Raw genomic sequence first — 26,631 nt, 5'->3', positions numbered from 1 at the left:
CTCAGCCCCGGGCGCGGCCCTGGTCGGCCTCGATCTGCTCCTCGGCCGTGGGGTCCGAGTCCCGCAGGAAGGTGCGGATGCGCTCGACCTCCTCGGACTCCCCGATCCCGGCGGCCGCGCGGCCCAACGCGTACAGGGCGCGCAGGAAGCCGCGGTTGGGCTCGTGGGTGTACGGCACCGGGCCGGCGCCGCGCCACCCCGCCCGGCGCAGCGCGTCCAGGCCCCGGTGGTAGCCGACGCGGGCGTACGCATAGGAGTCCACGGTCCGGCCCTCGGCCCACGCGTCCTCCGCCATGAGCGCCCACACCAGGGAGGACTCGGGCGCCACCGGCACGATGTCCTCGGGCAGGTCACCGGCCTCGAGCCGGGCCAGCACCTCCGGCTCCTCCGGCAGGCGCGTGGCCGGCGGCTCCATCAGGTTCTTGCCGATCAGGGACTCGGACATGGGATGCCTCTTCTCCTCGCGGACGATGCGGTCGCGGCCGAGTCTATCGACGGCGCCGGACGCCGGACGGATGGCCGTCCCTGCGTCCAGGACGGTCCGGTACCGTAGGCGCAGCGTCCGTCCGCCGCCCCACGCTCCCGGGGCCGGGCCGCCGATGCCGTCGAAGGAGCCTCCATGACCCACCCCGCGCCCGCCCGCCGCCGTGCCCCGCTGGCCGTCGGCGTCGCCGCCCTCGCCCTCGCCCTGGCCGGCTGCGGCTCGGCCGGCCAGTCCGGTGAGCCCGCCTCGTCGACTGCCGCGGCGCCCAGCGGATCGGCGGCCTCGGCCGCGGCCGGCTCGGCCACGGAGAGCCCCACCGACCCGGCGTCCGCCGCGGCGTCCCGCGTCCGTGAGGCCCGCGCGTCGGAGTCCGCCGAGGGCACCCCGCGCGCCGAGCCGCGTCAGGCGTTCGAGACCGTCGGCCCGGGCATCAAGGACGGCGCCGCCACCGAGGCCTGGAAGAACACGGCCGCGGTCCGCAACGACACCGTCTCCGTGATGGACTGCACGCGCGACGTCCTGGACCAGCGCACCCTGGACGCTGTCGCCACGCACATCCCGGACAGCTCGAACATCGAGATCGTGCAGCTGTTCGCCTCGCAGGACGAGACCCACGAGTTCCTCACCTGCGTCTACAACGGCTACTTCGAGTACAGCCCCGGCATGCCCCTGGCGCAGGTCCATTACCAGCACAACCTGGACGGCTCCCGCCTGGAGTGGTGCCAGGAGGAGCCCGCCGCCGTGGCGGACGAGTACACGTTCGACCCGAAGACCGGCAAGGGGCTGCTCGCCCTGCTGCGCCCCGGCATGGTCGGCGGCCAGGACGGCGCCCCCCTGCTGCCCCAGCGCACCGCGTGGGCCTGCTCCGAGGACGGCAGCGAGATGGTCTCCGTGACCATGGGCTCCATGGAGGGCTTCGGTGACGCCAACGGCGGCCTCACCCAGGTGAAGAATTCGCCGGTCGCACAGAGCACCACCCTCGTCACCGAGACCCGCGACCACCTCGCGGACACCGTGCTGAAGGACGCCGGGGAGTTCCAGGAGGTCATCAAGCTCAGCTCGCCGTTCTTCCTGAACGCGCAGATGGACGAGGAGACCCTGGCCCAGGCCCGGGAGATCCCCACCGGTCGCGTGCCCGACGAGCTGCTGAACAACCAGTCCACGATCGACCGCCCCGAGGGCGCCCCCGGCCCCGTGGCCCCGGGCCAGCCGCCGCGGCCGTTCCAGGGTGCCGCGCGGGAGGCCGCAGAATCCCAGCGGGCCGCGGAGGCGTCCGCCTCGGCGTCGGCCAGCCCGTCACCGACGAAGTCGGCCTCGGCCTCGCCGTCCCCCTCCACGTCCGGGGACTGACACCCGGCACGACGACGGCCGGTCACCTCGTGAGGTGACCGGCCGTCGTCGTGTGACCCGGCGGATCAGGCCTTCGCCGCGGCGTCGCCCTGGCCGGCGAAGTGCCGGCGGTACGCGCCCAGGGTGAGGAACGCCGGGTACTCCGGCGGCAGAGCCGACTCGCAGAACACGCGCACCGCGTCCTCGAACCGGTGGCCCTCGGGCAGCGGGCCGGCGAGGATCCGAGCGTGCTCCTCGCGGATCAGCTGCTCCATCCAGCCGCGGTTGGCGGTCCGCACGCCGCCCTCGGTCAGCTGCACACCGGTGCCGTTGTGGGCCCACTGCCAGATCTGGGACCGGGAGATCTCCGCCGTGGCGGCGTCCTCCATGAGTCCGTGGATCGCGGCGGCGCCGTTCCCCCGCAGCCAGGACTCGATGTAGCGGATCCCGACCTCGATGTTCATCCGCACGCCGGCCTCGGTCACCGAGCCCGTGGTCGCGGCGACGTCGAGCAGGGCGGCCTCGTCCGGCTCCACGTCCTCGCGGCGGCGGGTGCGGATCTGGTTCGGGGCCTCGCCGAGCACGGCGTCGAACTCCTTCCGGGCGACCGGCACGAGGTCCGGGTGCGCCACCCACGAGCCGTCGAAGCCGTCGCCGGCCTCGCGGGCCTTGTCCGCGCGCACCTTCTCCAGCGCGGCGGCGTTGGCCTCCTCGTTCCGGCGGTCCGGGATCACGGCGGACATGCCGCCGATCGCCGAGGCGCCGCGCCGGTGGCAGGCCCGGACCAGCTGCTCGGTGTAGGCCCGCATCATCGGCTGGGTCATGGTCACCTCCGAGCGGTCCGGGAGGACGAACTCGGCCCCGCGGTCCCGGAAGTTCTTGATGATGGAGAAGATGTAGTCCCAGCGGCCGGCGTTCAGGCCAGCGGCGTGGTTGCGCAGCTGGTACAGGATCTCCTCCATCTGGAACGCCGCGGTGATCGTCTCGATCAGCACGGTGGCCCGGATGGTGCCCTGGGGGATGCCCAGCTCGTCCTGCGCCGCCACGAACACGCAGTTCCACAGCCGCGCCTCGAGATGGGACTCGAGCTTGGGCAGGTAGAAGTACGGGCCGTGGCCGCGGCGGATCAGCTCGTCGGCGTTATGGAAGAAGTACAGGCCGAAGTCCACGAGGGCGCCGGCCATCGGCTCGCCGTCCACGCGGATGTGGTCCTCGACGAGGTGCCAGCCGCGCGGGCGGACGATGATGGTCGGCCGGTCCGTGAGCTCGCGCTCGCGCAGCCGGTACTCCTTGCCCTCGGGGGAGGTGAAGTCGATCTGGTCGCGGATCGCGTCGAACAGGTTGACCTGCCCGTCCAGCATCCGGTCCCAGGACGGCGTCGAGGAGTCCTCGAAGTCGGCGAGCCAGCCCGAGGCGCCCGAGTTGAGGGCGTTGATGGTCATCTTCCGATCCACGGGGCCGGTGATCTCCACGCGGCGGTCGTGCAGGCCGGGGGCCAGCGGCGCCACCCGCCAGGAGTCGTCCTCGCGGACCCGGCGGGTGGACCGCAGGTAGTGCGGGTTCCAGCCGTCGGTGATGCGGCGCCGGGTGTACTCCCGCTCCTCGAGCAGCCGCCGGCGGCGGTCCTCGGCCAGCCGGTGCAGGCGGCCGAGGAACGCCAGCGCCTCGTCCGTGAGGATCTCAGCCTGACGCCCGTCGACCGGCCCGTGGACGGTCACCACGGGGGCGGCGCCCTCGGGGATGACGACGGGGATGGCCTGGGTGCTCACGTCATGCGGCAGGGGCGTGTGCTCCCGAGCGTCGTCGGCATGGATCTCGTGCAGGGTGGGGGTCATGGTCTGCGGGCTCATGGGACTGCCTCCTCGCGGTCTCGGCTGAGCGGTTCAGTGGAACTGGCCGGACTCCGTGGAGCCCGCCAGGGCCACCGTGGAGCTGTCCGGGTTGATGGCGGTGGACACGGCGTCGAAGTAGCCGGTGCCGACCTCGCGCTGGTGCTTGGTCGCGGTGTAGCCGCGGGCCTCGTCGGCGAACTCGCGCTCCTGCAGCTCGACGTACGCGGACATCTGGCGCTCGTGGTAGCCCTTGGCCAGGTCGAACATCGAGTGGTTCAGGGCGTGGAAGCCGGCCAGCGTGATGAACTGGAAGGTGTAGCCCATGGCGCCCAGCTCGCGCTGGAACTTGGCGATGGTGTCGTCGTCGAGGTTCTTCTTCCAGTTGAAGGACGGCGAGCAGTTGTAGGCCAGCATCTGGTCCGGGAACTCGGCCTTGACGGCCTCGGCGAACTTCCGGGCCAGCTCGAGGTCCGGGGTGCCGGTCTCCATCCAGATCAGGTCCGCGTGCGGGGCGTAGGCCTTGGCGCGGGCGATGCAGGGCTCGACGCCGTTGCGGACCTTGTAGAAGCCCTCCGCGGTGCGCTCACCGGTGATGAACTCGGCGTCGCGCTCGTCCACGTCCGAGGTGATCAGGGTGGCCGCCTCGGCGTCGGTGCGGGCGATGATCACGCTGGGCACGTCGGCGACGTCGGCGGCCAGGCGGGCGGCGTTGAGCGTGCGGATGTGCTGGCCGGTGGGGATGAGCACCTTGCCGCCGAGGTGGCCGCACTTCTTCTCGGAGGCCAGCTGGTCCTCCCAGTGCACGCCGGAGGCGCCGGCGGTGATCATCGACTTCATGAGCTCGTAGGCGTTGAGCGGGCCGCCGAAGCCGGCCTCGGCGTCGGCCACGATCGGCACGAGCCAGTCCTCGACGCTGCTGACGCCCTCGGCGTGCTCGATCTGGTCCGCGCGCAGCAGGGCGTTGTTGATGCGGCGCACCACCTGCGGCACGGAGTTGGCCGGGTACAGGGACTGGTCCGGGTACGTGTGGCCGGAGAGGTTGGCGTCCGCGGCGACCTGCCAGCCGGAGAGGTAGATGGCGCGCAGCCCGGCCTTGACCTGCTGGACCGCCTGGTTGCCGGTGAGGGCGCCGAGGGCGTTGGTGAACTCACCGCGGGCGTTCTCGTCCTTCAGCTGGGTCCACAGCTTCTCGGCGCCGCGGCGGGCCAGCGTGTGCTCCTCCTGGATCCGGCCGCGGAGACGGACGACGTCCTCGGCGGTGAAGCTGCGCTCGACGCCGGCCCAGCGGGGGTTGTGCTCCCAGTCATGCTGGAGCTGCTCGGCGGAGGCGGGAGTGGAGTGGTGGGGCTGGGTGGTCATGACGTCCTCCTGGGGATCGGTCCGGTTCGGTGAGGGGTTCGGTGCGACGTGTCCGTCGCTGCCGTTGACCTCCACTCTGGCCCCGGACAAGGCCCTCTGGAGCACAAAATCGGTGGAAACTCCGGCCGTTCCTGCCGCTGGGTCAGAACGTGACCGTCCTTGCGCCCCGGTGTGGCCTGGATCACGACAACAGCCCCCCGCTTGTCAAGAATGTGACCTTCTTTCCGTCACACGTGATCTCCTGCCCCGGATCCGTCTACAGTTCCGCGCATGATGACCCGCCCGCTTCCCGAGGACAGCGCGACCGTGGACGCCGTCGCACTGGGCCGCCGAGTCCGGCACCTGCGCAAGCAGGCCGGCCTCACCCTGGACCAGCTCGCGGAGCGCACGGGCGTGAGCGGTTCGCACCTGTCCCTCGTGGAGAACGCCCGCCGCGAGCCGCGGCTCTCGCTGGTCCAGCGGATCGCGGAGGTCCTGGGCGTGCCGGTCGAGGACCTGCTCACCGGCCGGGCCCCCACCCGTCGGGCCGAACTGGAGATCGAGGTCGAACGGTTCGCGCGCTCGGAGCACTACGCCTCCCTCGGCCTGCCGCCGCTGCGCATCGGGCCCCGCACCCCCACCGAGGTCCTCGAGGTGATCGCGGGGCTGGAGGCCGAGCTGCGCCGTCGCCTGGAGGAGCAGGCCGCCACCCCCGAGGAGGCGCGCCGCGCCAACGCCCAGCTGCGCGCCCAGATGCGCGCGGTGGACAACCACTACCCCGACCTCGAGGCCGAGGCGCATCGGCTGCTCGACGCGATCGGCCACACGGGCGGGCCGCTGGGCCTGCATGCGGTCTCGGAGCTGGCCGAGCACCTCGGCTTCACCCTGCGCTTCGTCCCGGACCTGCCGCACTCCACGCGCTCCGTCACGGACCTCAAGCACGGGCGTATCCACATCAGCGGCTCCCGCTCCTCGGACCACGACCGCCGCACGGTGGTGCTCCAGGCCCTCGCCGCCGCCGTCCTGGGCCACGGCGAGCCGCGGGACTACGAGGACTTCCTCGCCCAGCGTGTGGCGGTGAACTACCTGGCGGGCGCGCTGCTCATGCCGCAGCGGGCGGCATCGTCGCTGCTGCGGGCCGCCCAGAAGCGCCGGGACCTCTCCGTGGACGACCTGAAGGACGCGTTCGGCGTCTCCTACGAGGCCGCCGCGCACCGGTTCACCAACCTGGCCACCGTGGACCTGGGCATCCGCTGCCACTTCCAGAAGGTCCACGAGACCGGGGTGATCCACAAGGCCTACGAGAACGACGGGATCGTGTTCCCCGCCGACCACACCGGTGCGATCGAGGGCCAGCAGGCGTGCCGGAAGTGGGGCGCGCGGCAGGCCTTCTCCCGCAACGACCGGTTCCGCGCCCACACGCAGTACACGGACTCGCCCAACGGGACGTTCTGGTGCACCTCGATGATCGAGAACGGCCCCGACGGGCAGTTCGCCCTCTCCGTGGGCACCCCGTTCGAGCATGCCCGGCACTTCCGCGGCGCGGACACCCGCCACCGGGTCACCTCCACCTGCCCCGATCCGCGCTGCTGCCGCCGCCCCGACCCCGAGCTCGAGGCGGCGTGGGGCGGGCACGTGTGGCCCGCGGCCCGCATGCACGCGCACCTCCTGGCGGCCATGCCCACGCAGACCTTCCCCGGTGTGGACGAGCGCGAGGTCTTCGAGTTCCTCCAGGCCCAGGAGGAGCGGGAGGGCTGAGGACGACGCCGGCCCGCACCCTCACGCCAGGGTGCGGGCCGGTGCGGCGGACGGCGGGGTCAGCCGATGCTCTTGCCGGCCGAGTTCAGCTCGGTGCAGGCCTGGACCACGCGGGCGGCCATGGCCTCCTCGGCCTTGGCACCCCACACGCGGGGGTCGTACTGCTTCTTGTCGCCGACCTCGCCGTCGACCTTCAGGACGCCGTCGTAGTTCGCGAACATGTGCCCGGCCACGGGGCGGGTGAACGCGTACTGGGTGTCCGTGTCCACGTTCATCTTCACGACGCCGTACTCCACCGAGTCGGCGATCTCCTGGGCGGCGGAGCCGGAGCCGCCGTGGAACACGAGGTCGAACGGGCGCTCCCTGCCGAACTTCTCGCCCACGGCCTGCTGGATCTCCTGCAGGATCTCCGGACGCAGCTTCACGTTGCCCGGCTTGTAGACGCCGTGCACGTTGCCGAAGGTCAGCGCGGTGAGGTAGCGGCCGTGCTCGCCGAGGCCGAGGGCCTCCACGGTGGCGATGCCGTCCTGGACGGTGGTGTAGAGCTTCTCGTTGATCTCGTGGGCCACGCCGTCCTCCTCGCCGCCCACGACGCCGATCTCCACCTCGAGGATCTGCTTGTTGGCGTGGGTGCGCGCGAGCAGCTCGCGGCCGATCCGCAGGTTCTCCTCGAGGGTCTCGGCGGAGCCGTCCCACATGTGGGAGTTGAAGATCGGGTCGCGCCCGGCCTTCACCTCGGCCTCGGAGGCGTCCAGCAGGGGCAGGACGAAGCCCTCGAGCTTGTCCTGGGGGCAGTGGTCCGTGTGCAGGGCGATGTTCACGGAGTACTTCTTGGCGACCTCGCGCGCGAACGCGGCGAAGGCCAGCGAGCCGGCGACCATGTCCTTCACGGAGGAGCCGGAGAAGTAGGCGGCACCGCCGGTGGAGACCTGGATGATGCCGTCCGAGCCGGCCTCGGCGAAGCCGCGGATGGCGGCGTTCAGGGTCTGGGAGCTGGTGACGTTGATCGCCGGGTAGGCGAAGGCGCCGTTCTTGGCGGCGTCGATCATCTCGGCGTACTTCTCCGGGGATGCGATGGGCATGCTGCAGCTCCTAGGCGTCGTCGACTCGGGCAGGCGGGGGAGCGCGGCGGGCGCGACACCCTCGGGCTCATCCTATCCGCGCGGCCGGACCCGCCCCAGGGCCCCGGGCCCGACGGCGACGCCGACCTGGGCACGGCCCCGTCGCTGGCCTAGGGTGAGCTGCGTCACATCGCATCCGAGAGACCGGAGACCACCATGGCCCCCGCACGCCGCCCCTCCCGCCCCCTCGCCCTGGCCGCCGCCGTGGCCGTCGTCGCCGGGTTCGGCGCGCCGCACGCTGCCCTGGCCCAGGAGTCCGCCCCGGCCCCCGACGCGCCGGAGGTGAGCTCCGCCGTCGAGGACCTCTCGCAGCCGGCCACGACGGCCGAGGACGCCCGCTGGGACGCGGCCCGGGACGCCCTGGCGGCCGCCTCGGCCGACGACCCCTTCTACCTGCCGCCCGCCACCGTGCCCGCGACCCCCGGCGCCCTGATCCGCACCGAGCCCACCGCCTTCTACCTGGACCCGGTGCGGCTGGTGCAGGTGCCGGCGCACGCCACGCGCATCATGTACGCCTCGCAGGACGCCCAGGGCCGACCCATCGCCGTGACCGGCACCGTGCTGACCCCCACCGCCCCGTGGACGGGCGGCGGCGAGCGCCCCGTGATCGGCTACGCGGTGGGGACCCAGGGGGCGGCGGACCGCTGCGCCCCGTCCCGCACCCTCTCCACCGGCGCGCAGTACGAAGGCGTGGGGATCACGTCCCTGCTGAGCCGCGGCCACGCCGTGGTGGTCACCGACTACGAGGGCCTGGGCACCCCGGGCACGCACACCTACATGGTCCGGGAGGCCCAGGCACACGCCGTCCTCGACGCGGTGCGCGCGGCCGCCCAGGTGGCGGGGTCGGGCGTCACCGCGACCGCGCCGGTCGCGCTCGCGGGCTACTCGCAGGGCGGCGGGGCGAGCGCGGCCGCCGCCGAGCTCGCGCCCGACTACGCCCCGGAGCTGGACCTCAAGGGCGCCTACGCGGGCGCCCCGCCGGCCGACCTCGTGCAGGTCGCGGGCCGGATCGACGGCGGCCTCTACGCGGCCTTCCTGCTCTACGCGATGGCAGGGCAGCTCGCCGCGTACGACGTGGACCCGGCCACGCACCTCAACGAGACCGGCCTGGCGGCCCTCACCGGCGCGGCCGAGACCTGCATGGCAGGCAGCCTCGCCTACGCGCACCTCGACTCCGCCACGCTGACCCACACGGGGCAGGACTTCCCTGAGCTCGTCCGCTCCGACGCCGAGCTGGCCGGGATCCTCGCCGAGCAGCGGATCGGCGCGCAGGGCCGCCGTCCCGATGTGCCGGTGATGATCGCGCACTCCGTCACGGACGACGTCATCCCGTACCGCGCCGGCCGCGACCTGGGCCGCCGCTGGTGCGCGGAGGGTGCGCGGGTGCGCTTCGACCCGCTCCTCACCCCGACCCACGTGGGCGGCCACGTGGCCGCGCTGCCGCGGATGGGGGCGTTCCTGGACGCGACCCTCGCCGACCGCTGGACCGCCGACTCGTGCGGGTGGTTCTGAGCCTCGGCTAGCGTCGGGGCCAGGACCGTCCCGCCCACCGAAGGAGCAGTCATGCGCGCCGAGCAGGTCACCGATCCCATCACCTACCACGGCGAGGGCCCCGTCTGGGCCGCCTCGTGGGGCACCGCCGCCGAGGGCGTGACCGCCGGCGGCGGCCTGCGCTGGGTGGACATGCTCGCCGGGGACGTCCTGTCCCTGCGCGCCGACGGCACGGTGGACCGCACGCACGTCGGCGACGTGGCCGCCGCGCTGCGCCCGCGTGCGGGGGGCGGCGCCGTCGTCGCGGTGGAGCGGGGCTTCGCCCTGATCTCGCCCGAGGGCGCGCTGACGACGCTGCCCGAGCTGTGGGGCGCGGACGCCGGGATCCGCATGAACGAGGGCGGCTGCGACCCGGACGGCCGGTTCCACTGCGGCACCATGGCGTACGCCAAGACCCCCGGCGCCGCGAACCTCTACCGGCTCGCCCCCGGCCCCGACGGCGGCGCCGGCGAGGTGGACGTCGTGCTGACCGGCGCGACGACGTCCAACGGCCTCGAGTGGAGCCCGGACGGCACACGGGCCTACTACAACGACACCCCCACGCGGCAGGTGGCCGTGTTCGACTACTCCCGCGAGGAGGGCCTGACGAACCGCCGCGTGCTCGTGGACGTGCTCGACGGCGAGGGCAAGCCGGACGGACTCACCGTGGACGCCGAGGGCGGGATCTGGGTGGCCGTGATCAGCCACGGGCAGATCCACCGGTACACGCCCGAGGGGGCGCTCGACGAGGTGATCGAGGTGCCCGTGCAGAAGACCACGGCCTGTACCTTCGGCGGCGACGACCTCGGCACCCTCTACATCACCACCTCCTGGGAGAACCTGGAGCGCGGCGAGGACCCGCTGGCCGGGGCCCTGTTCGCCGTCCGTCCGGGGGTGACGGGCCTGCCGGCCCGTCCCTTCGCGGGCTGACGGCGCTCCGCGCCCGATACCGCGCGTCGTCCTGCGTCGTCCTGCGTCGTCCTGCGTCGTCGGCGCGGTCCCGCGTCGTCGGCGCGGTCCTGCGCCGCGAGCCAGACGAATCTGCGGCCCAAAGGCTCCTTTCAGCGCGGAATCGTCTGGCTCGCGCCTGGAATCGTCTGGCTCGCGCCGGACTCAGGGGACGCCGCGTGCTGCCGGATCCACGCGTGCATCGCGATGCCGGCGGCCACGCCCGCGTTGATCGAGCGGGTGGAGCCGTACTGCGCGATGGACAGCACCGCGCTCGACGCCGCGCGCACCTCCGCCGAGAGCCCCGGCCCCTCCTGCCCGAAGACGAGCACGCAGGCGCGCGGGAAGTCGAAGGTCTCCACCGGCACCGACTCGGGGAACAGGTCCACCCCGAGCACGGGCAGCCCCTCCCCCGCCGCCCACTCCGTGAACGCTTCCACCGTCTCGTGGTGGTGCACGTGCAGGTAGCGGTCGGTGACCATGGCGCCGCGCCGGTTCCAGCGGCGCCGCCCGATGATGTGCACCCCGGCGGCGTTGAACGCGTTGGCGGTGCGCACGACGGTGCCGATGTTCAGGTCGTGCTGCCAGTTCTCGATGGCCACGTGGAACGGGTGCCGCCGCGCGTCGAGGTCCGCGACGATCGCCTCGAGGCGCCAATAGCGGTAGCGGTCGAGGACGTTGCGGCGGTCGCCGTGCGCGAGCAGCTCCGGGTCGTAGCGGGGGTCCTCCGGCCACGGGCCGAGCCACGGCCCGACACCGACCTCGCGGGGCGCGGCGCCGTCCTCGGCCGGCGCGGGCTCGCTCAGCGGCCGGCCTCGGACCGGTCGACGGCGGCCCAGGCGGCCCCGGCGGACACGGCGGCCACGGAGAGCACGGCCGGCCACGCACCGATCTTCTTGGCCAGCGGGTGGGAGGCGCCGAAGCCGCCGAGGTACAGGGCGGCCAGGCCTCCGGCGACGGCCGGCCCCCGCGTGGCCAGCCACGTCCGGCCGGCGTACAGGCCGGCGGCGGCCAGCACGACGCCGCCGAGCGGGCGGATGCCGGTCTCCCGGGCGGTCAGGTAGCCGCCGATCAGACCGAACGCGGTGACCGGGGCCGTGGAGACGGCGTGGGCGGGGAGCAGGGTCTTGCCGTCACGGACGACGGGCGGGGCATGGCGCGGAGTCTTCATGGCGCCACCGTAGCGCGCGCATCCTGGAATACGCCGGGGGCCACCGTCGGGGAGAATGTCCCAGTGAGCATGATCGACAACGCCGTGTACGTGGACGGGCGGCGCGTCCACGCCCCCTCCACCCTCGAGGACACCTGGGAGGAGTGCGAGCGCACCGGCGGCATGGCCTGGCTGGGCCTGTACCGCCCGGACGTGGCCGAGCTCCAAGCGGTCGCGGAGGAGCTGCGCCTGCACCCGCTCGCCGTCGAGGACGCCCTCGCCGGGGGCGAGCGCGCCAAGCTGGACCGCTACGGCGAGGACTCGTTCATGGTCCTGCACCCGGCCCGCTACATCGACCGCACCGAGACCGTGGAGTTCGGCGAGCTGGGCGTCTTCACCGGCGAGCACTACGTGGTGACGGTGCGTCACGCGGAGGAGCCGGACCTGGCCGCCGTGCGTCGATCCCTGGAGACGGAGGGCCGCGAGCGCCTCGCGATGGGGCCGTGGCAGGTCACCCTGGAGATCCTGGACCGGGTCGTGGACGACTACTTCCCCGTGGCCGACGGCCTCGAACAGGACATCGAGGAGATCGAGGACCAGGTCTTCGCCGGCGACGGGCACGTCTCCCGGCGCATCTACCAGCTCTCCCGCGAGGTGCTGAACTTCCAGCACGCCATCCGCGCGCTGCCGTCCATCGTGGAGCAGCTCCAGGCGGAGGTGCGCACCCGCCTGCACGAGGACACCCGCCACCTCGACGCCGACGCCCTGCCCCGGCGCGACGACGCCCACGCCTGGGAGGACGAGGAGCTCAGCGATCAGGCGCGCCTCGAGGTGGAGAACCTGCGCCGCCTGCGTGACGTCCACGACCACGCCGTCCAGATCAACGAGCGCGTGACGACCATGCGCCAGATGCTCCACAGCGCCCTCGAGCTGGACTCGACGCTGGCGTCGAAGCGGCTGTCCGAGCAGTCGATCGCCCAGAACGAGCAGGTCAAGCAGATCTCGTCCTGGGCGGCGATCATCTTCGCGCCGCAGCTGGTGGGCTCGGTCTACGGCATGAACTTCGACGGCATGCCCGAGCTGCACTGGGCGTTCGGCTATCCGTTCGCCCTGGGACTCATGCTGGCGGTGGCCCTCACGCTGTTCGTGCTGTTCAAGCGCGCGGACTGGCTCTAGGCGGGCGGCGCGCGGGGCGGTCCGAGGCTCAGTCGAGGCCGAGCTCGTCCTTGCCGAACGCGTACAGGTACGGCACGTCCGCCTCCTCGGCCACGCGCTCGGCGGCGCCGGTCGCACGGTCCACGATCACGGCCACGGCCTGGACGTCGCCGCCCGCGTTGCGCACGCCCTCGACGGCGGTCAGCGCGGAGCCGCCCGTCGTCGAGGTGTCCTCCAGCACGACGACGCGGCGCCCGTCCACGCCCGGGCCCTCCACCTGCCGGCCCATGCCGTATGACTTCTGCGCCTTGCGCACCACGAACGCGTCGAGCGCGCGGCCCGCGGCGCCGGCCTGATGCATCATCGCGGTGGCCACGGGGTCGGCGCCCATGGTCAGACCGCCCACCGCGTCGAACTCGATCCCGTTCTCCTCGAGCAGGCGCAGCATCACGCGGCCGATCAGCGGGGCGGCCTCGTGGTGCAGGGTGACACGACGCAGGTCCACGTAGTAGTCCGCCTCCTTGCCGGAGGACAGGGTCACCCGGCCGTGCACCACGGCGAGCTCCTGGATGAGCTGCTTGAGCCGCTCGCGGTCCTGCTCGGGCGTGGGGACGGTGGGGGTCTGCGCGTCGGTCATGCCGCCCATGCTAGTGCGGGCCCGGCCACCCCTGCCGCTTCCGTCCCGGCCTGGCTAGGCTCGGGCCATGAGCGAGATCCCGCACGACGACGCCCCCGTCCAGCACCCCTCCGGCCTGCCCCTGGCGCACTGGCTCACCCTCACCGAGGGCCTGATCGCGGCGCGCGTGGCCGAGAGCCTCGAGGAGCACGGCCTGACCCGCGCCCAGTGGCAGCTGCTGAACACCCTCACGGTGGCCCCGCAGTCCCGCGCCGAGCTCGAGGCCGGCTTCGAGGAGGAGCAGCGCGGCGCGGTGCCCGGTCAGATGGAGGAGCTGGTCGAGTCCCACTGGGTGACGGTCGAGGGCGACCTCTACACCCTCACCGCCACGGGACGCACCGCAGGCGCCCGCGTGGGCGAGGCGGTCGAGGCCCTGCGTGCCGAGGCGACGGCGGACGTCCCGCGGGACCAGATCGACGACGCCGTCCGCGTCCTGCGCCGCATCGCCCGCAACCTGGGGCACCCGGACGCGTGAGTCGCCGTCGCCGACCGCCCCTGTCCCCGTGCGCGGGGCCGGTCCTACGCTGACCGGCATGCGTGAACTCCAGCAGCGGATCATCGCCCAGCAGGGCGTCCTCCCCGAGATCGACCCGGCGGCCGAAGTCGAACGGCGCGTGGCCTTCCTCGTCGACTACCTCGCAGCCACGGGTGCGTCCGGCTTCGTCCTGGGCATCTCCGGCGGCGTGGACTCCTCCGTGGGCGGCCGGCTGGCCCAGCTCGCCGTCGAGCGTCGCCGCGCCCAGCTCGGCGTCACGGACGCCGTCGCCCTGGGCGGCCCCGGCACCACTCCGCCGGGTGAGGCGGGGGTGGGCGCCGACGTCGTGCCCTCCCGCGAGAACCCCCGGTTCACCGCCGTGCGCCTGCCCTACAAGGTGCAGCACGACGAGGCGGATGCCCGGGCGGCCATGGACTTCGTGGGCGCGGATCAGGACGTCACCCTGAACATCGCGGAGCCCGTGCAGGGTCTGGCCGCCGCCTTCGCCGAGGCCGTGGGGGAGCCGATCTCGGACTACAACCAGGGCAACGTGAAGGCCCGCATCCGCATGACGGCCCAGTACGCGGTGGCCGGCGCCCACGGGCAGCTGGTGATCGGCACGGACCACGCGGCCGAGGCCGTCACCGGGTTCTACACGAAGTTCGGCGACGGCGGCGCGGACGTCCTGCCGCTGGCCGGCCTGAACAAACGGCAGGTGCGGGCGCTGGGCCGCGAGCTCGGCGCCCCCGAGCCCCTGTGGAACAAGGTGCCCACCGCGGACCTGCTGGACGGCACGCCGGGCCAGACGGACGAGGCCGAACTCGGGATGACGTACGAGGACATCGACGACTACCTCGAGGGCAAGGACGTCCCCACCGAGGTCGCGGAGAAGCTCGAGGGCATCTGGCTCCGCAGCCGCCACAAGCGCACCACGCCGGTGACGATCCACGACGACTGGTGGCGCTGAGGCGCCGATCCCACGGTGTCCGCGCCCTTCGATAGCCTGGCCGGGTGAAGATCGCCACCTGGAACGTCAACTCCCTCCGTGCCCGCGCCGACCGCGTCGAGGCCTTCCTCGAGCGCCATGACATCGACGTCCTGGCCATCCAGGAGACCAAGTGCCGGGACGAGAACTTCCCCTGGGAGCTCTTCGAGCGCGCCGGCTACGAGGTGGTGCACAACGGCACCTCGCAGTGGAACGGCGTGGCCATCGCCTCCCGCGTCGGCCTGAGCGACGTGCAGCGCGGCTTCCCCGGCCAGCCGCACTTCGGCAAGGGCGGCGTGGACCCGCAGGAGGAGTCCCGCGCCATCGGGGCGACCGTGGGCGCCGAGGCGGCCGACGGCGTCGCCCCGGTGCGCCTGTGGAGCCTGTACGTGCCCAACGGGCGCGGCCTGGAGAACGAGCACATGGGCTACAAGCTCGAGTGGCTGCGCGTGCTCCAGGAGCACGCGGCCGCTCGCCTCGCCGAGGACCCGGACACCCGGCTCGCCCTGGCCGGCGACTGGAACATCGCTCCGCAGGACGAGGACGTGTGGGACATCGAGCTGTTCCAGCGCGAGGGCTACACGCACGTCTCCCCGGCCGAGCGCGCGGCGTTCCACGCGTTCGAGGACGCCGGGCTGGTGGACGTGGTGCGCCCCCGCCACCCCGGCCCCGGCGTGTACACGTACTGGGACTACACGGGCCTGGCCTTCCCCAAGAAGAAGGGCATGCGCATCGACTTCCAGCTGTGCTCCCCCGCCCTCGCACAGACGGTCACGGACGCCTGGATCGACCGCGAGGAGCGCAAGGGCAAGGGCGCCTCGGACCACGCGCCCGTGGTCGTCGAGCTGGGCTGAACCACGGGTGAGCCCGCGATGACCCACGACGACGACGACGGCCCGCCCCCGGGTGTCGCGCGCGGCACCGCGCACCTGCGCGTCTTCCAGCCGCTGGCCGCGTTCCCGGACGCGGTCCAGGCGCGACTGATCGCCGGCGGCCACCGCACGCGAGCCGAGGTGGAGGCCGAGGCGGCCGAACGGGCCCGGCGCCGCCTGGCCCGGCCCGTGGCCGACCCGTTCCCGGAGCCCGGCGAGGACGACCTGGTGCGGGTCCTCCAGGACGAGCACCGCTCCGCCTTCTACTGCCCGGACGAGCGGGGCCTGCGCGCCGAGATGGCCGCGGCCATGCTCGAGGAGACGATGCTGCCGCGGCTGCACGAGGCCGCCATCCCGCCGGCGGCGCGGGCCATGAACCGCGGCCGCGCCCTCGTGGCGCTCGAGGAGGAGTGGGGCCTCTCCCCCGACCCGGACGCGGCGGGCGAGGACCCGCACAGCGAGGACGGCGCGTCGGACCACCACCGCGTGCAGACGCGCACCGCCACGTGGGGTGTGCCGCACGGCTGGCTCACGGTGTTCGACCCCGAGGAGCCCGTGCAGCGCCTCGTGGACGGCGAGCGCACGGCGTACCGGCGCGCGCCGATCGTGGCCGCCCGGGAGCGGGCCGGGCATGCGGCGGCGGTGCTCGCGCGGCACGCCCCGGATGCGGAGCTGATCGGTGAGCTCACGGTGATGGTGGAGTGGCTCGGCGCGTTCCACCCCGACTCGTGGGTCGAGCTGGACTACGGCGGCCTCACGCGGCACGTGTGGCCGGACGACTCCGTCTTCGACCTGTGGACGCTCATCGACGCCCTCGAGGAGGGTGACGAGGCGACCGCCGGCGTCGCGCAGGAACGGCTGAACCGCCGCTGGGCCGCCGTCGGGATGCTGGCCCGGCTGACCTGAGCCGGCCGTTGCGTCCGACCGCGCCGGGCGCCCGAGACGCACACCACGCCGCCGACGCCGCTCACGCGGGGCGCGCACTCCGGCGTCGGGCCTAGGGTGGATCCCATGACCACGCAGCACCTGAGCACCCCGCCCTCGGAAGCCCGGAACCGGCCCGTCACGCCATGGTGGGTGGACGCCGTGATCTACCAGGTGTATCCGCGCTCCTTCGCGGACGCGGACGGGGACGGCATGGGCGACCTGCGCGGCGTCACCTCGCGCCTCGACTACCTGGCCCAGCTGGGCGTGGACGCGATCTGGCTCTCGCCCTTCTACCTCTCCCCGCAGCACGACGCCGGCTACGACGTCGCGGACTACCGCGCCGTGGACCCGCGGTTCGGCACGCTCGCGGACGCGGACGAGATGATCGCCGCCGCGCACGAGGCCGGCATCCGCGTGGTCGTGGACCTCGTGCCGAACCACACCTCGTCCGAGCACGCGTGGTTCCAGGCCGCCCTCGCCGCCGGCCCCGGCTCCCCCGAGCGCGCCCGCTACCACTTCGCCGAGGGCCGCGGCGAGCACGGCGAGCTGCCCCCCAACAACTGGGAGTCCACGTTCGGCGGCGGGGCCTGGACCCGTGTGACCGAGGCGGACGGCACCCCGGGCCAGTGGTACCTGCACCTGTTCGACACCACGCAGCCGGACCTGAACTGGGAGAACGAGGAGGTGCGCGAGGAGTTCCGCTCCATCCTGCGGTTCTGGCTGGACCGCGGCGTGGACGGCTTCCGGGTGGACGTGGCCCACGGGCTCATCAAGCAGCCCGGCTACCCGGACACCGAGCACTCCCGCATGGGCATGGTCACGGACGCGGGCGAGGACGCCGACCCCACGTTCGACCCGGACACCTTCGAGCCGCTCACCCCGTTCATGGACCAGGACCGCGTCCACGAGGTCTACCGGGACTGGCGGCGGGTCCTGGACTCCTACGACCACGAGCCGATGATGGTGGCCGAGGCGTGGGTGGCCCCGCTCTCGCGCATGTTCCGGTACGTCCGCCCCGGCGAGATGCACCAGACCTTCAACTTCACCTACCTCATGGCCGGCTGGGACGCCGCCTCGCTGACCCACGCGATCGACCGGTCCTTCGAGCAGGCCGGACGGGTCGGCGCACCGAACACCTGGGTGCTCTCGAACCACGACACGGTGCGCCACGCCTCCCGCTACGGCCTCGCGGACCCGAGCTCCTACCCCGCCGGCATCACGGCCGAGGACGAGCAGCCGGACGAGGCGGTCGGTCGCCGTCGGGCCCGCGCGGCCGCGATGGTGGAGCTGGGCCTGCCCGGCTCGGCGTACATCTACCAGGGCGACGAGCTGGGCCTGCCCGAGCACACCACCCTGGCCGCCGAGCACCGCCAGGACCCGTACTTCTTCCGCACGGACGGCAAGGAGCCCGGCCGCGACGGCAGCCGCATCCCGCTGCCGTGGGCCGCGGACGAGCCGTCCTACGGCTTCTCGACCCCCGCGGACGACGACGGCCCCGCGCCCGCCGCCGAGGGCGTCGCCGCACCGTGGCTGCCCCAGCCCGCGTCCTTCCGGGCGCTGGCGGCGGACCGGCAGGTCGGCGTCGAGGGCTCCGTGTTCGAGCTGTACCGGCGTCTGCTGCAGATCCGCGGCGAGCTCGACCTGGGCACGGGCACGTTCGCGTGGTCCGAGCACCACGACCCCGCACGCGGCGTGCTGGCGTTCACGGTCACCTCGGGCGGTGGCCGGCACCTGGGCTCGGGCGAGCCGATCCCGGCGCGCACCGTGCTCGTGATGGCGAACCTGTCGACCGATCCCGTCGATCTGCCCGCGGGCCATTCCCGGGCCCTGTTCTCCCTCGAGGAGGCGGAGGCCGTGCAGGACGGGCGGCTCGCGCACGATGCCGCCGCGTGGCTGCTCATGGACTGAGCCGGACGCGCCCCGGGACCCGCCGGGGCGCCATAGACCTTCCGCGGGGAATCGGCGGTGGCTGAGGTCACATCATCCGGCCCTGCCGGACGAACGCGGCGTAACATCCACGATGACTCGCATCACACCGGACAAAGTGGCATGAACCCTGTGTCACGAGTCACCATGGCGTGTCCTCATCCACCCCCTTCGAGCGGAGACTTCGCACGTGAGCACCTCCCCCTCCGGCTCCCACGTCGCCGAGCCCGGCGCGGCCACCGCGGACCGCGGGCAGCTGCACCGCGGCCTGAGCCAGCGGCACATCATGTTCATCGCCCTGGGCACGGCGGTGGGCACCGGCCTCTTCTACGGCTCGGCCGGCGGCATCCAGGCCGCCGGGCCGGGCGTGATCCTGTCCTTCCTCGTCGCCGGCGCCGCCGTGTTCCTCGTGATGCGCGCCCTCGGGGAGATGACGCTCCGTGAGCCCGTCTCCGGGTCCTTCGCCGCCTACGCCTCCCGTTATCTCGGCCCCTTCGCCGGCTACGTGACCGGCTGGACCTTCGTCTTCGAGCTGGCCGTCGTGATCGTCGCGGACACCGCCGCCATCACCACGTACATGGCGTTCTGGTTCCCGGGGGTCCCGGCCTGGGCCTGGGTCGCGGCCACGATCCTCGTGGTCGGCCTGATCAACTTCACGCACGTCGGCAACTTCGGTGAGGCCGAGTTCTGGCTGACGCTCGTGAAGGTCGGGGCCATCGTGGCGATGATCTTCGGCGGTGTGATCCTGCTCTTCACCGGCGCCTCCACCGCGGACGGCACCCAGGCCAGCCTGGCGAACCTCGTGGACCACGGCGGATTCCTGCCGCACGGCATCCTGGGCGTGCTGACCGCGCTCACCATCGTGACCTTCTCCTTCGGCGGCATCGAGACCCTCGGCGTGGCCGCGGGCGAGGCCAAGAACCCGGAGAAGGTGCTGCCCAAGGCCATCAACACGGTGCCGATCCGCATCCTGTTGTTCTACGTGCTGACGATGGCGGTCATCATGGCCCTCGTCCCCTGGAACCAGGTGGACGGCAAGGCCAGCCCGTTCGTGCAGATCTTCGAGGGCCTCGGCGTCCCCTTCGCCCCGCACCTGCTGAACTTCGTGGTGCTCACGGCCGCCGTCTCCGCGATCAACGCCTGCATCTACGCGTCCGGTCGCCTGCTCTACGCGATGGCCCACGACGGCCAGGCGCCCCGAGCCTTCACCCACACCAACCGCGGCGGCGTGCCGTGGCTGTCCGTGGCCGTGACGCTGGGCGTGATGGTTCTCGGCGCGGTGCTGATCACCGTGGACCCGAACGCCTTCAGCCTGGTGGCCGGCGTCGCCTCGTTCGCCGTGGTGCTGACCTGGGCCATGATCTTCCTGTCCCACCGCGCCATGCGCAGGCGCGTCGCGGAGCAGGGCGCGGAGCCGTCCCCCTTCCCCATGCCGCTGGGCAACGTCGGCACCTACCTGGGCCTGGCGTTCGTGGCCACCGTGGTGATCACCATGGCCACCATCCCGGATTCGCGCCAGGCGCTCATCATCGGCCTCGTCTGGGTCGCCGTCCTGACCCTCGCCTGGTTCGTCACGGGCACCCGCGCGTCGGCCGCGGCCCACAACCGCACCGGCACCCTGCCGGTGGTCCGCACCCGCCAGTCCCACGAGGACTGACCCCCCACGACGACGGCCCCTGTCCCGCGCGGGACAGGGGCCGTTCTCGTCCGGGCCGGGAGGGCGCCCGGGGGGCGGACGTCAGTGCTCGTAGCGGCGCAGCCGGGTGCGGCGGGGCCCCTCCGAGGCCGGGACGCCGGCGGCCGCATCGGCGATCCGCTGCCGGCGGTCCCGGCTGAGCGAAGCCCACCACTGCGAGGCCGCCACGGGGCCGGCGTCGACCACCTCGTCGTCGTCGGACTCGAGGCCCAGGCGGTCCTTGATGGAGGCCAGCATGGCCTGGCGGCGCACCGCCTCCACCCGCGCCACGGAGTAGCCGAGCGAGCGGAACGTGGCCAGGCAGATCAGCAGCATCATCACGGAGAACGGCAGGCCGATGGTGATGGCCAGGACCTGGATCGCGGACAGGCCGCCGGCGGCCAGCAGGGCCGCGGCCATGAGCGAGGTGGCGATGGCGAAGAAGATCTTCACCGTGGCCTTCGGGTTCACGTCGCCGCCGGTGGCGAGCATGCCCATCACGAGCGAGCCCGAGTCGGCGGAGGTGATGAAGAAGATGCCCGAGAGGATGATGGCGCCGACCACGAGCATCGTGCCCGCGGGCAGCTGCTCGAGCACCTGGAACAGTGCGGTGTTGGAGTCGATGGCGCCGTCCGCGCCCACCACGGAGGTGTATCCGGCGGGGCGGGTGGTCTCGAGGAAGACGGCGGTGCCGCCCAGGATGCCGAACCAGACCACGCAGACCAGGGTGGGCACCAGCAGCACGCCGGCGATGAACTCGCGCACGGTGCGGCCGCGGGAGATGCGGGCGATGAAGATGCCGACGAACGGCGTCCAGGACATCCACCAGCCCCAGTAGTACGCGCTCCAGCCGGCCTGCCACGCGTCGCCCTCGGCGCCGTAGAACGCGGAGACGTTGAGCGAGTTCGCGAAGAAGTACTGCATGTAGGAGCCGAGGGACTGCACCATCTCCTTGAACAGGAACGCGGTGGGCCCCACGATCGCGATGAACAGCAGCAGGCCGGCGGCCAGGATCAGGTTGATGTTGGACAGCCACTTCATGCCGCGCTCCACGCCGGAGACCACGGTGTAGAGCACCACGCAGGTGACCGCGCCGATCATGGCGTACTCGAGCCAGGGGCTGTCCTCGGGCACGATGCCCAGCGCGCGCAGGCCCGCGGACATCTGGGTGACGCCGAGGCCCAGCGAGGTGGCCACGCCGAAGACGGTGCCGATGAGGGCGATGTTGTCGATCAGGTGGCCCCAGCCGCCGCGCACGCGGCGCTCGCCGATCAGCGGCTCGAAGGCCCAGCGCAGCGCGAGGGGACGGCCACGCCGGTGGATGGCCAGCGCGACCGCTACGCCGACCACCGCGTAGATCGCCCAGGGCTGCAGGCCCCAGTGCAGGAACGTGGTGGCCAGCGCCGACTGGGCGGCCTCTGCCTGGGTGGGGTTGGCGGCCGCCAGGTCGGGCCGCGGCGAGGTGAAGTGCATGAGCGGCTCGGTCATGCCGAAGAACACGAGGCCGATGCCCATGCCCGCCGCGAAGAGCAGGGAGAACCAGGACAGCGTGGTGAACTCGGGCTTCTCATCGGGCTTGCCCAGCGTGATCTCGCCCTTGCGGGAGAACGCGAGGTAGCCGCAGAACAGCACGAAGAACAGGGCGACGAGGGCGTACCACCACGAGAAGTTCGTGATGATGGCCTGCTGGACCAGGCCGATGCCCACGGTCATCTGCTCGGGGGCGAGCAGCGTGGCCACCACGAAGGAGAGCACGATGACCGCCGAGGGCCAGAACACCCACGGCAGCAGGACGCGGTCACGGGCGGCCGCGGCGGAGGTGTCTGGGGTGACGCCGGCGTCCGGGTCGGTCGCCGGGGACGGATGGTACCCGGGTCGCTCGGGACTCCTGGGCTCGGTCGAGGGCGGTGTCGAATCGCTCATCCTCCCGACCCTACGTGGTCCCGCCCGCCGCCTCCCCGCCTGAGGCGCGGCCGAGTGGACGGTCTCACCCGGCGGTGTGACCGCGCCCACGGCCCCGGCGGGGGCGCCCCCTGGTGAGGCGTGGGCGGCCTCACTAGGGTGTGGGACACCACGACGACGGCGGCGCCGGACGGGCCCGCCCGTGAGAGGAAGGACCCGCACCATGACCGACGTCCCCTTCGAGGACCGCGAGGACGAACGAGAGCTCGAGACGGACCTGCTCGCCGATCCCAACGCCGCCGGCGACCCCGAGCCGGAGGACGGCCGCGACGGCCAGCCCGTGCCCGGCGGCTCGGACGACCCGCAGCACTGGGCCGGGGAGGGACGTGCCCCGGACTCCCTGCGCAATGCGGAGTCCGCCGCCATGCACATCGAGGAGGATGCCCAGGACCGCACGCGTGCGGGCGAGGGCGACGTCGAGATCCTGTGACCACCCCTCAGCCCCGGTCGAGCAGAGCAGCCCCCCGGACGACGAAGGCCCCCCGCGTCTGCGGGGGGCCTTCTCGAAGTGGTGGCTCCGACCGGCGTCGATCCGGTGACCTTACGATTTTCAGTCGTACGCTCTACCAACTGAGCTACAGAGCCCGGCGACCTTCGTCACCAGGACCATGCGTCACCGGACTCCGTTTCCGAATGCCGGTGATCGGACGATCCGAGCGACCCTGACGGGACTTGAACCCGCGACCTCCGCCGTGACAGGGCGGCGCGCTAACCAACTGCGCTACAGGGCCATGTTCTGTTGTTCTCGCCGCTTTCGCAACGAGTGGAAACTCTAGCAGAGCCTCCGAGTGTCGTGCAAATCCACGCTCCACGTGCCGTTCCGGCCGCCGAGGGCGGCCGTTCTGCGTACCCCCAACGGGATTCGAACCCGTGTCGCCGCCGTGAAAGGGCGGTGTCCTAGGCCTCTAGACGATAGGGGCAGGTCCGGTGTCGAGATTCCCGAGGTGGACCCTGGGAGTCTATGGTGGCCGCACACCCTCCGGCAAGTCCGGCCGCCGGCCGGCCGCCCTCCGCACCGCGGAGCCCCGCACCCCCAGGAGCCGCCGTGGACCACCGTCCGTCGCCCGAGCAGCCCGCCGCCACGTGGATGAGCGAGCAGGAGTTCGACGACGCCGTCTCCGCGGCCCTCACCCGCATCCCGGACGAGCTGGCACGGCTGCTGACGAACGTCGTCGTGGTGGTGGAGGACGAGTACGAGCCGCAGCGCTGGGAGGACCCGGCCACCGAGCTGTTCGGCCTCTACGAGGGCGTGCCGCTGACCGAGCGCGCCGAGTTCGCGTGGCAGATGCCGGACCGGATCGTGGTGTTCCGCGGCCCGCTCACCCGCCACTGCACCTCCCGCGCCGAGCTCGAGGACGAGATCACCGTCACCGTCATGCACGAGGTGGGGCATTTCTTCGGCATCTCCGAGGAGCGCCTCCACGAGCTCGGCTGGGGCTGAGCGCCGGTCAGGACTCCGGCTGGTCCTGGACCGGGCCGAACGAGGCGCGGCGGCCGAGGCGGACGTCCTCGCGGAACGGGACGACGAGCACCGGGCCCTTGGCGTGGTCCGCGACGCCGCGGCTGGTGGAGCCGACGATCGCACCGGCGAAGCCGCCCAGGCCGCGCGTGCCCACCACGGTGAGGCGGGCGGTGGCGGTCTGGTCCACCAACACGTCCACGGGGGTGCCGTCCACGAGCTCGGTGAGGACCTCGAGTCCGGGGAACTCGGAGCTGATCCACGCGGCGCCGGCGTCGAGACGCTCGCGCAGCTCCCGCTCGCGGGCCTCCTCGTCCAGGCTGACGGCCAGCCACGCGGCGTTCGCGCCCAGGGGCGGGACGGCGCACACGAGCTTCAGCGGGGCCTGGCGGAGGCAGGCCTCCTCGGCGGCCTCGAGAGCGGCGGCACGGCCCTGCTCGGAACCGTCGACGCCCACCACGACGGCGGTCCTGTCCCCCGCGCGGCTGGCCTCGACCCCGGCGGGGATGAGGGCGACCGGGCAGTGCGCGTGGCCGGGCAGCGCGGCGGCCACCGAGCCGAGCAGGCGGCCCATGAAGCCGCCGCGGCCGCGGGCGCCCGAGACGAGCAGGGAGGCGTCGGCGGAGAGCTCCACGAGGACGCCGGCCGCGTCCCCGATCTCCACGCGCAGCTCCGGACGCACCCCGTCGGCGTCGAGCTTGCCGGCGACCTCCTCCAGGAGGGCCTGCACGCCCTCGCGGAGACGGGAGTCGTCCAGGACGGCGCCGCCGGCGTCCGCGCCGTAGCCCCAGTACGCGGGGATCGAGTAGGCGGTGACGAGGGTCAGCGGCTCGCCGCGCAGGCCGGCCTCGCGCTGGGCCCAGCGGGCGGCGGAGACGGACTGGTCGGAGCCGTCCACACCCACCAGGACGCCGAGCGGTGCGTCCTCACGGCGGGGGGCGGCGGGCTGGGTCTGGGCGGACATGGCGACCTCCTCGAGTCGGACTCGACGGGCCCCGGGCGGACCCGGCCGAGTGCCTCCAGTCTACGCCTCGGGGCCCGGGACGAGCCCCGTGATCCCGGGCGCGACGCCCGCGGGGAAGCCGCGTGGATCCTCCGCGAGCCGGGCCGGGAAGGCGTCCATGCGCAGGGCGCGGGCCAGGCGGTCGCGGGGGTCGGCGCCGGGCGGGGCGTCCACGGCGGGGCGGGCCACGGGGGTGTCCGAGGCCGCCACGATGACGTTGCCGCGGCGCCGCCCCTTGAGCATGGGCGGATCCGCGATCACCTCGACGTGCTCGAACGCGGCGACGACGGCGGCCACGTCCGCCCGCACCGACGTCAGGTCCGGCCCGCCGCCCACGTTGAGCACGTACAGCCCGCCCGGGGCGAGGACCCGCGCGGCGGCGTGGGCCGCGTCCAGGCCGGTGAGGCCCGGCGGGGTGATGTGGCGGGCGCCGGTCAGGTCCGTGGGGTCCGGGGCGAAGACGTCGCGGATGATCAGGTCGCGGCTGGCCGGGTGGGCCGTGGCCAGGACCTCGGCGGCGTCGGCCACGCGGATGCGCAGGGCCGGGGCGCGGGGCAGGCCGAAGCGCTCGCGGGCGAGGGCGGCCAGGCCGACGTCGATCTCCACCGCGGTCTGGTGGGAGCCCGGGTACGCGTGGTCCACCCAGCGGGCGAGCGCGCAGCCCGCGCCGCCCAGGTGCAGGGCACGCAGCGGTGTGGGCTCCGGCCAGTGCGCCCGGACGGCTGCGGCGGCCCAGCGCATGTACTCGAAGGCCATGCGCTCGGGGCGCTCGGGGTCCAGCGGCGAGGACTCGACGCCGTTGACGTAGAGGATGAACGCGCCCGGCTCGAAGGCGTCCTCGCGGATCTCGGCGGTGCCGTGGGTGATCGCGTGGACGCCCGGCTCGATCCCGGAGGGGCCGGCGGATCCGCCCGCGGCCCGGCCCCGGCGCGCCGACGACCGGCGACTCACGCCGCACCGCCGTCGTGCGGGAGGCGGCGCACCATCAGCTGCTCGTGCAGGCCGGCCCACGGGCCGGTCATCGGCTCCGGCGCCCCCACGGCCGCGAAGCCGTGCTTGACGTAGAACGCGACGGCCCGCGGATTCTCGGCGAGGACGCGCAGCAGCGCGGGGCGGTCCCCCACGACGGCGTCCAGCAGGCGCGCTCCCACACCGGTGCCGTACGCCTCGGCCAGGACGTAGAGCACCATGAGCTCCACATCGGGCAGGTCGGCGGGCGACGCGGGCGCGTCGTCCGCACCCGTCCGGCCCGTCTCCGCCGCCGAGCGACGCGGGCCCGCGAGCGCCACGCCGAGCAGCCGGCCGCCGTCGTCGGCGACCCAGAGGTCCCGGTCCGATCCGATCAGCGCGGTCCACGCGGGCACGTCCTCCGGGATCCGGGCCTCGATCGCGTCCAGGTAGGCGGACGGCAGGAGCGCGCCGTAGGCCTCCCGCCACGACCGCGCCTTGACGCGCAGCAGCGCCTCGACGTCCCCGGGGGCGGCGGGGCGCACGGTCACGGGCTCAGGCACGGGCTGCTCCTCCGGGCCGCCGGCGCGGCGGCCATTCCTCGAACGAAAGCGCCTCGACACGCCGCCGTTTCCCGAACGAAAGCGTCCGGGGGCAGCGGGGAGGGGGGTCACCCGGCGTCGCCGTCGCGCGGGGCCGGGGCGGCGCGCCGTTCCTCATCCTCGGCGAGGGCCGACTCGAGGCGCTCGAGCTTGCCGTCCAGCTCGTCGGTGTGGCCGGGGCGGATGTCCGCCTTCAGCACGAGCGAGACGCGGGAGCCGTACGGGGACACGGCGTCCACGGCGGCACGCACGACCTCCATCACCTCGTCCCAGTCCCCCTCGATCTCGGTGAACATCGAGGAGGTGCGGTGCGGCAGGCCGGAGGCGCGCACCACGGCGACGGCGGCCGCGACCGCCCGGTGCACGGACGCGGTGTCCGCGTCACCGGGCAGGTGCTCGGCGTCGGCAGGTTGGCCGGAGGGGGCGACGGAGAAGGCGACGATCATGGCACCAGTGTGCCTCGCTCCCGCCGCCGG

At 73.3% G+C, this 26,631-nt stretch carries 25 protein-coding genes and 3 tRNA genes; 13 read left to right on the top strand and 15 right to left on the bottom strand.

Translation table 11 applies throughout. The features are described 5' to 3' along the window. Position 1 precedes the first annotated feature (1 nt). Positions 2–445, bottom strand: coding sequence for a DUF3151 domain-containing protein (locus AC0VX4_RS00755; protein WP_036334637.1), 444 nt, complete (start codon positions 443–445; stop codon positions 2–4). A gap of 174 nt (positions 446–619) precedes the next feature. On the opposite strand from AC0VX4_RS00755, the gene AC0VX4_RS00750 reads away from it, so the two are divergent. Further along, entirely contained in the window at positions 620–1,834 is a 1,215-nt protein-coding gene (locus AC0VX4_RS00750; RefSeq protein ID WP_002856168.1) for a hypothetical protein, read from the top strand. 65 nt (positions 1,835–1,899) lie between these two features. Here the strand turns inward: AC0VX4_RS00750 and aceB are convergent, their stop codons facing one another. Together aceB and aceA are read right to left on the bottom strand one after the other, a co-directional pair. Beyond that, positions 1,900–3,663, bottom strand: coding sequence for a malate synthase A (aceB, locus tag AC0VX4_RS00745; RefSeq protein WP_475464456.1), 1,764 nt, complete (start codon positions 3,661–3,663; stop codon positions 1,900–1,902). Positions 3,664–3,696: 33 nt separating this feature from the next. Beyond that, the gene (aceA, locus tag AC0VX4_RS00740; RefSeq protein WP_002856164.1) at positions 3,697–5,004 is read right to left on the bottom strand and encodes an isocitrate lyase; all 1,308 of its coding nucleotides are present in this window, start codon (positions 5,002–5,004) and stop codon (positions 3,697–3,699) included. Positions 5,005–5,274: 270 nt separating this feature from the next. Between aceA and AC0VX4_RS00735 the strand changes: the two genes are divergently transcribed. Further along, positions 5,275–6,741 (top strand): helix-turn-helix domain-containing protein, encoded by a 1,467-nt coding sequence (locus AC0VX4_RS00735; RefSeq protein ID WP_036334635.1) that lies wholly within the window; start codon positions 5,275–5,277, stop codon positions 6,739–6,741. A 59-nt stretch (positions 6,742–6,800) separates the two neighbouring features. Here the strand turns inward: AC0VX4_RS00735 and fbaA are convergent, their stop codons facing one another. Beyond that, entirely contained in the window at positions 6,801–7,823 is a 1,023-nt protein-coding gene (gene fbaA, locus AC0VX4_RS00730; protein ID WP_060774572.1) for a class II fructose-bisphosphate aldolase, read from the bottom strand. 195 nt (positions 7,824–8,018) lie between these two features. Between fbaA and AC0VX4_RS00725 the strand changes: the two genes are divergently transcribed. Both AC0VX4_RS00725 and AC0VX4_RS00720 read left to right on the top strand, forming a co-directional pair. Beyond that, entirely contained in the window at positions 8,019–9,374 is a 1,356-nt protein-coding gene (locus tag AC0VX4_RS00725) for a lipase family protein (RefSeq protein WP_475464455.1), read from the top strand. Between the two features lie 51 nt (positions 9,375–9,425). After that, complete coding sequence (locus AC0VX4_RS00720) at positions 9,426–10,322, top strand: SMP-30/gluconolactonase/LRE family protein (protein ID WP_098471093.1); 897 nt, start codon at positions 9,426–9,428, stop codon at positions 10,320–10,322. 131 nt (positions 10,323–10,453) lie between these two features. Here the strand turns inward: AC0VX4_RS00720 and AC0VX4_RS00715 are convergent, their stop codons facing one another. Then, on the bottom strand, positions 10,454–11,179 hold the full coding sequence (locus AC0VX4_RS00715) for a TrmH family RNA methyltransferase (RefSeq protein WP_036334645.1): 726 nt from the start codon (positions 11,177–11,179) through the stop codon (positions 10,454–10,456). Beyond that, positions 11,143–11,511, bottom strand: coding sequence for a hypothetical protein (locus tag AC0VX4_RS00710; RefSeq protein WP_036334633.1), 369 nt, complete (start codon positions 11,509–11,511; stop codon positions 11,143–11,145). Before AC0VX4_RS00710 ends, AC0VX4_RS00715 begins: the two co-directional genes overlap by 37 nt. A gap of 69 nt (positions 11,512–11,580) precedes the next feature. Here AC0VX4_RS00710 and AC0VX4_RS00705 point away from each other — a divergent pair, with 69 nt between their 5' ends. Next, entirely contained in the window at positions 11,581–12,666 is a 1,086-nt protein-coding gene (locus AC0VX4_RS00705) for a magnesium and cobalt transport protein CorA (RefSeq protein WP_475464679.1), read from the top strand. Between the two features lie 28 nt (positions 12,667–12,694). Here AC0VX4_RS00705 and pyrE read toward each other — a convergent pair whose 3' ends face one another. Continuing rightward, on the bottom strand, positions 12,695–13,291 hold the full coding sequence (pyrE, locus tag AC0VX4_RS00700; protein ID WP_002856150.1) for an orotate phosphoribosyltransferase: 597 nt from the start codon (positions 13,289–13,291) through the stop codon (positions 12,695–12,697). A gap of 58 nt (positions 13,292–13,349) precedes the next feature. Here pyrE and AC0VX4_RS00695 point away from each other — a divergent pair, with 58 nt between their 5' ends. The 6 genes from AC0VX4_RS00695 to AC0VX4_RS00670 all read left to right on the top strand — a co-directional run bounded on the left by AC0VX4_RS00695 (position 13,350) and on the right by AC0VX4_RS00670 (position 20,163). Beyond that, entirely contained in the window at positions 13,350–13,796 is a 447-nt protein-coding gene (locus AC0VX4_RS00695; RefSeq protein ID WP_002856148.1) for a MarR family winged helix-turn-helix transcriptional regulator, read from the top strand. 58 nt (positions 13,797–13,854) lie between these two features. Further along, complete coding sequence (nadE, locus tag AC0VX4_RS00690) at positions 13,855–14,763, top strand: ammonia-dependent NAD(+) synthetase (RefSeq protein ID WP_060774568.1); 909 nt, start codon at positions 13,855–13,857, stop codon at positions 14,761–14,763. Between the two features lie 44 nt (positions 14,764–14,807). After that, on the top strand, positions 14,808–15,635 hold the full coding sequence (locus AC0VX4_RS00685) for an exodeoxyribonuclease III (protein ID WP_002856143.1): 828 nt from the start codon (positions 14,808–14,810) through the stop codon (positions 15,633–15,635). A gap of 18 nt (positions 15,636–15,653) precedes the next feature. Then, positions 15,654–16,559, top strand: coding sequence for a DUF8083 family protein (locus AC0VX4_RS00680; protein ID WP_002856141.1), 906 nt, complete (start codon positions 15,654–15,656; stop codon positions 16,557–16,559). Between the two features lie 105 nt (positions 16,560–16,664). Further along, positions 16,665–18,488, top strand: coding sequence for a glycoside hydrolase family 13 protein (locus AC0VX4_RS00675; protein ID WP_002856140.1), 1,824 nt, complete (start codon positions 16,665–16,667; stop codon positions 18,486–18,488). Between the two features lie 208 nt (positions 18,489–18,696). Next, complete coding sequence (locus tag AC0VX4_RS00670; protein WP_475464454.1) at positions 18,697–20,163, top strand: amino acid permease; 1,467 nt, start codon at positions 18,697–18,699, stop codon at positions 20,161–20,163. An 81-nt stretch (positions 20,164–20,244) separates the two neighbouring features. Here the strand turns inward: AC0VX4_RS00670 and AC0VX4_RS00665 are convergent, their stop codons facing one another. Next, entirely contained in the window at positions 20,245–22,104 is a 1,860-nt protein-coding gene (locus tag AC0VX4_RS00665) for a BCCT family transporter (protein WP_060774565.1), read from the bottom strand. Positions 22,105–22,306: 202 nt separating this feature from the next. Here AC0VX4_RS00665 and AC0VX4_RS00660 point away from each other — a divergent pair, with 202 nt between their 5' ends. Next, a complete protein-coding gene (locus AC0VX4_RS00660) occupies positions 22,307–22,573 on the top strand; it encodes a hypothetical protein (protein ID WP_049158132.1) in 267 nt (88 codons plus the stop codon). A 79-nt stretch (positions 22,574–22,652) separates the two neighbouring features. Here the strand turns inward: AC0VX4_RS00660 and AC0VX4_RS00655 are convergent. From AC0VX4_RS00655 to AC0VX4_RS00645, 3 genes are all read right to left on the bottom strand, one after another. Next, a tRNA-Phe gene (locus AC0VX4_RS00655) sits at positions 22,653–22,728 on the bottom strand. A gap of 72 nt (positions 22,729–22,800) precedes the next feature. Then, positions 22,801–22,874, bottom strand: a tRNA-Asp gene (locus AC0VX4_RS00650). Between the two features lie 116 nt (positions 22,875–22,990). Next, positions 22,991–23,063, bottom strand: a tRNA-Glu gene (locus tag AC0VX4_RS00645). 125 nt (positions 23,064–23,188) lie between these two features. Here AC0VX4_RS00645 and AC0VX4_RS00640 point away from each other — a divergent pair. Further along, positions 23,189–23,584 carry a metallopeptidase family protein gene (locus AC0VX4_RS00640; RefSeq protein WP_002856128.1) on the top strand — a complete coding sequence of 132 codons (396 nt, stop codon included), beginning with the start codon at positions 23,189–23,191 and terminating at the stop codon, positions 23,582–23,584. Positions 23,585–23,591: 7 nt separating this feature from the next. Here the strand turns inward: AC0VX4_RS00640 and AC0VX4_RS00635 are convergent, their stop codons facing one another. The 4 genes from AC0VX4_RS00635 to AC0VX4_RS00620 all read right to left on the bottom strand — a co-directional run bounded on the left by AC0VX4_RS00635 (position 23,592) and on the right by AC0VX4_RS00620 (position 26,601). Further along, on the bottom strand, positions 23,592–24,566 hold the full coding sequence (locus AC0VX4_RS00635) for a universal stress protein (protein WP_475464453.1): 975 nt from the start codon (positions 24,564–24,566) through the stop codon (positions 23,592–23,594). A 60-nt stretch (positions 24,567–24,626) separates the two neighbouring features. After that, the gene (locus AC0VX4_RS00630; RefSeq protein ID WP_475464452.1) at positions 24,627–25,556 is read right to left on the bottom strand and encodes a spermidine synthase; all 930 of its coding nucleotides are present in this window, start codon (positions 25,554–25,556) and stop codon (positions 24,627–24,629) included. Beyond that, positions 25,553–26,116, bottom strand: coding sequence for a GNAT family N-acetyltransferase (locus AC0VX4_RS00625; protein ID WP_144825051.1), 564 nt, complete (start codon positions 26,114–26,116; stop codon positions 25,553–25,555). The genes AC0VX4_RS00630 and AC0VX4_RS00625 overlap by 4 nt, the downstream gene beginning before the upstream one ends. 107 nt (positions 26,117–26,223) lie before the next feature. Continuing rightward, positions 26,224–26,601 carry a thiamine-binding protein gene (locus AC0VX4_RS00620; protein WP_256835929.1) on the bottom strand — a complete coding sequence of 126 codons (378 nt, stop codon included), beginning with the start codon at positions 26,599–26,601 and terminating at the stop codon, positions 26,224–26,226. Between the last annotated feature and the right edge of the window lie 30 nt (positions 26,602–26,631).

This window comes from Micrococcus sp. 63XJN7_8_ISO-PGPR-S23-253, from assembly GCF_056173425.1.
The sequence above is the reverse complement of the archived record's forward strand: the minus strand, read 5'-3'. Positions and strand labels throughout refer to the sequence as shown.

Bases quoted from the DNA above. Each gene is read 5' to 3' on its own strand.
- AC0VX4_RS00675 (WP_002856140.1), top strand. From the start codon at position 16,665: ATGACCACGCAGCACCTGAGCACCCCGCCCTCGGAAGCCCGGAACCGG.
- AC0VX4_RS00635 (WP_475464453.1), bottom strand. From the start codon at position 24,566: ATGTCCGCCCAGACCCAGCCCGCCGCCCCCCGCCGTGAGGACGCACCG.
- AC0VX4_RS00735 (WP_036334635.1), top strand. From the start codon at position 5,275: ATGATGACCCGCCCGCTTCCCGAGGACAGCGCGACCGTGGACGCCGTC.
- pyrE (WP_002856150.1), bottom strand. From the start codon at position 13,291: ATGGGCGGCATGACCGACGCGCAGACCCCCACCGTCCCCACGCCCGAG.
- AC0VX4_RS00725 (WP_475464455.1), top strand. From the start codon at position 8,019: ATGGCCCCCGCACGCCGCCCCTCCCGCCCCCTCGCCCTGGCCGCCGCC.
- AC0VX4_RS00710 (WP_036334633.1), bottom strand. From the start codon at position 11,511: ATGAAGACTCCGCGCCATGCCCCGCCCGTCGTCCGTGACGGCAAGACC.
- AC0VX4_RS00665 (WP_060774565.1), bottom strand. From the start codon at position 22,104: ATGAGCGATTCGACACCGCCCTCGACCGAGCCCAGGAGTCCCGAGCGA.
- AC0VX4_RS00705 (WP_475464679.1), top strand. From the start codon at position 11,581: ATGATCGACAACGCCGTGTACGTGGACGGGCGGCGCGTCCACGCCCCC.
- AC0VX4_RS00750 (WP_002856168.1), top strand. From the start codon at position 620: ATGACCCACCCCGCGCCCGCCCGCCGCCGTGCCCCGCTGGCCGTCGGC.
- AC0VX4_RS00720 (WP_098471093.1), top strand. From the start codon at position 9,426: ATGCGCGCCGAGCAGGTCACCGATCCCATCACCTACCACGGCGAGGGC.
- AC0VX4_RS00620 (WP_256835929.1), bottom strand. From the start codon at position 26,601: ATGATCGTCGCCTTCTCCGTCGCCCCCTCCGGCCAACCTGCCGACGCC.
- AC0VX4_RS00680 (WP_002856141.1), top strand. From the start codon at position 15,654: ATGACCCACGACGACGACGACGGCCCGCCCCCGGGTGTCGCGCGCGGC.
- aceA (WP_002856164.1), bottom strand. From the start codon at position 5,004: ATGACCACCCAGCCCCACCACTCCACTCCCGCCTCCGCCGAGCAGCTC.
- fbaA (WP_060774572.1), bottom strand. From the start codon at position 7,823: ATGCCCATCGCATCCCCGGAGAAGTACGCCGAGATGATCGACGCCGCC.
- nadE (WP_060774568.1), top strand. From the start codon at position 13,855: ATGCGTGAACTCCAGCAGCGGATCATCGCCCAGCAGGGCGTCCTCCCC.
- AC0VX4_RS00660 (WP_049158132.1), top strand. From the start codon at position 22,307: ATGACCGACGTCCCCTTCGAGGACCGCGAGGACGAACGAGAGCTCGAG.
- AC0VX4_RS00755 (WP_036334637.1), bottom strand. From the start codon at position 445: ATGTCCGAGTCCCTGATCGGCAAGAACCTGATGGAGCCGCCGGCCACG.
- aceB (WP_475464456.1), bottom strand. From the start codon at position 3,663: ATGAGCCCGCAGACCATGACCCCCACCCTGCACGAGATCCATGCCGAC.
- AC0VX4_RS00695 (WP_002856148.1), top strand. From the start codon at position 13,350: ATGAGCGAGATCCCGCACGACGACGCCCCCGTCCAGCACCCCTCCGGC.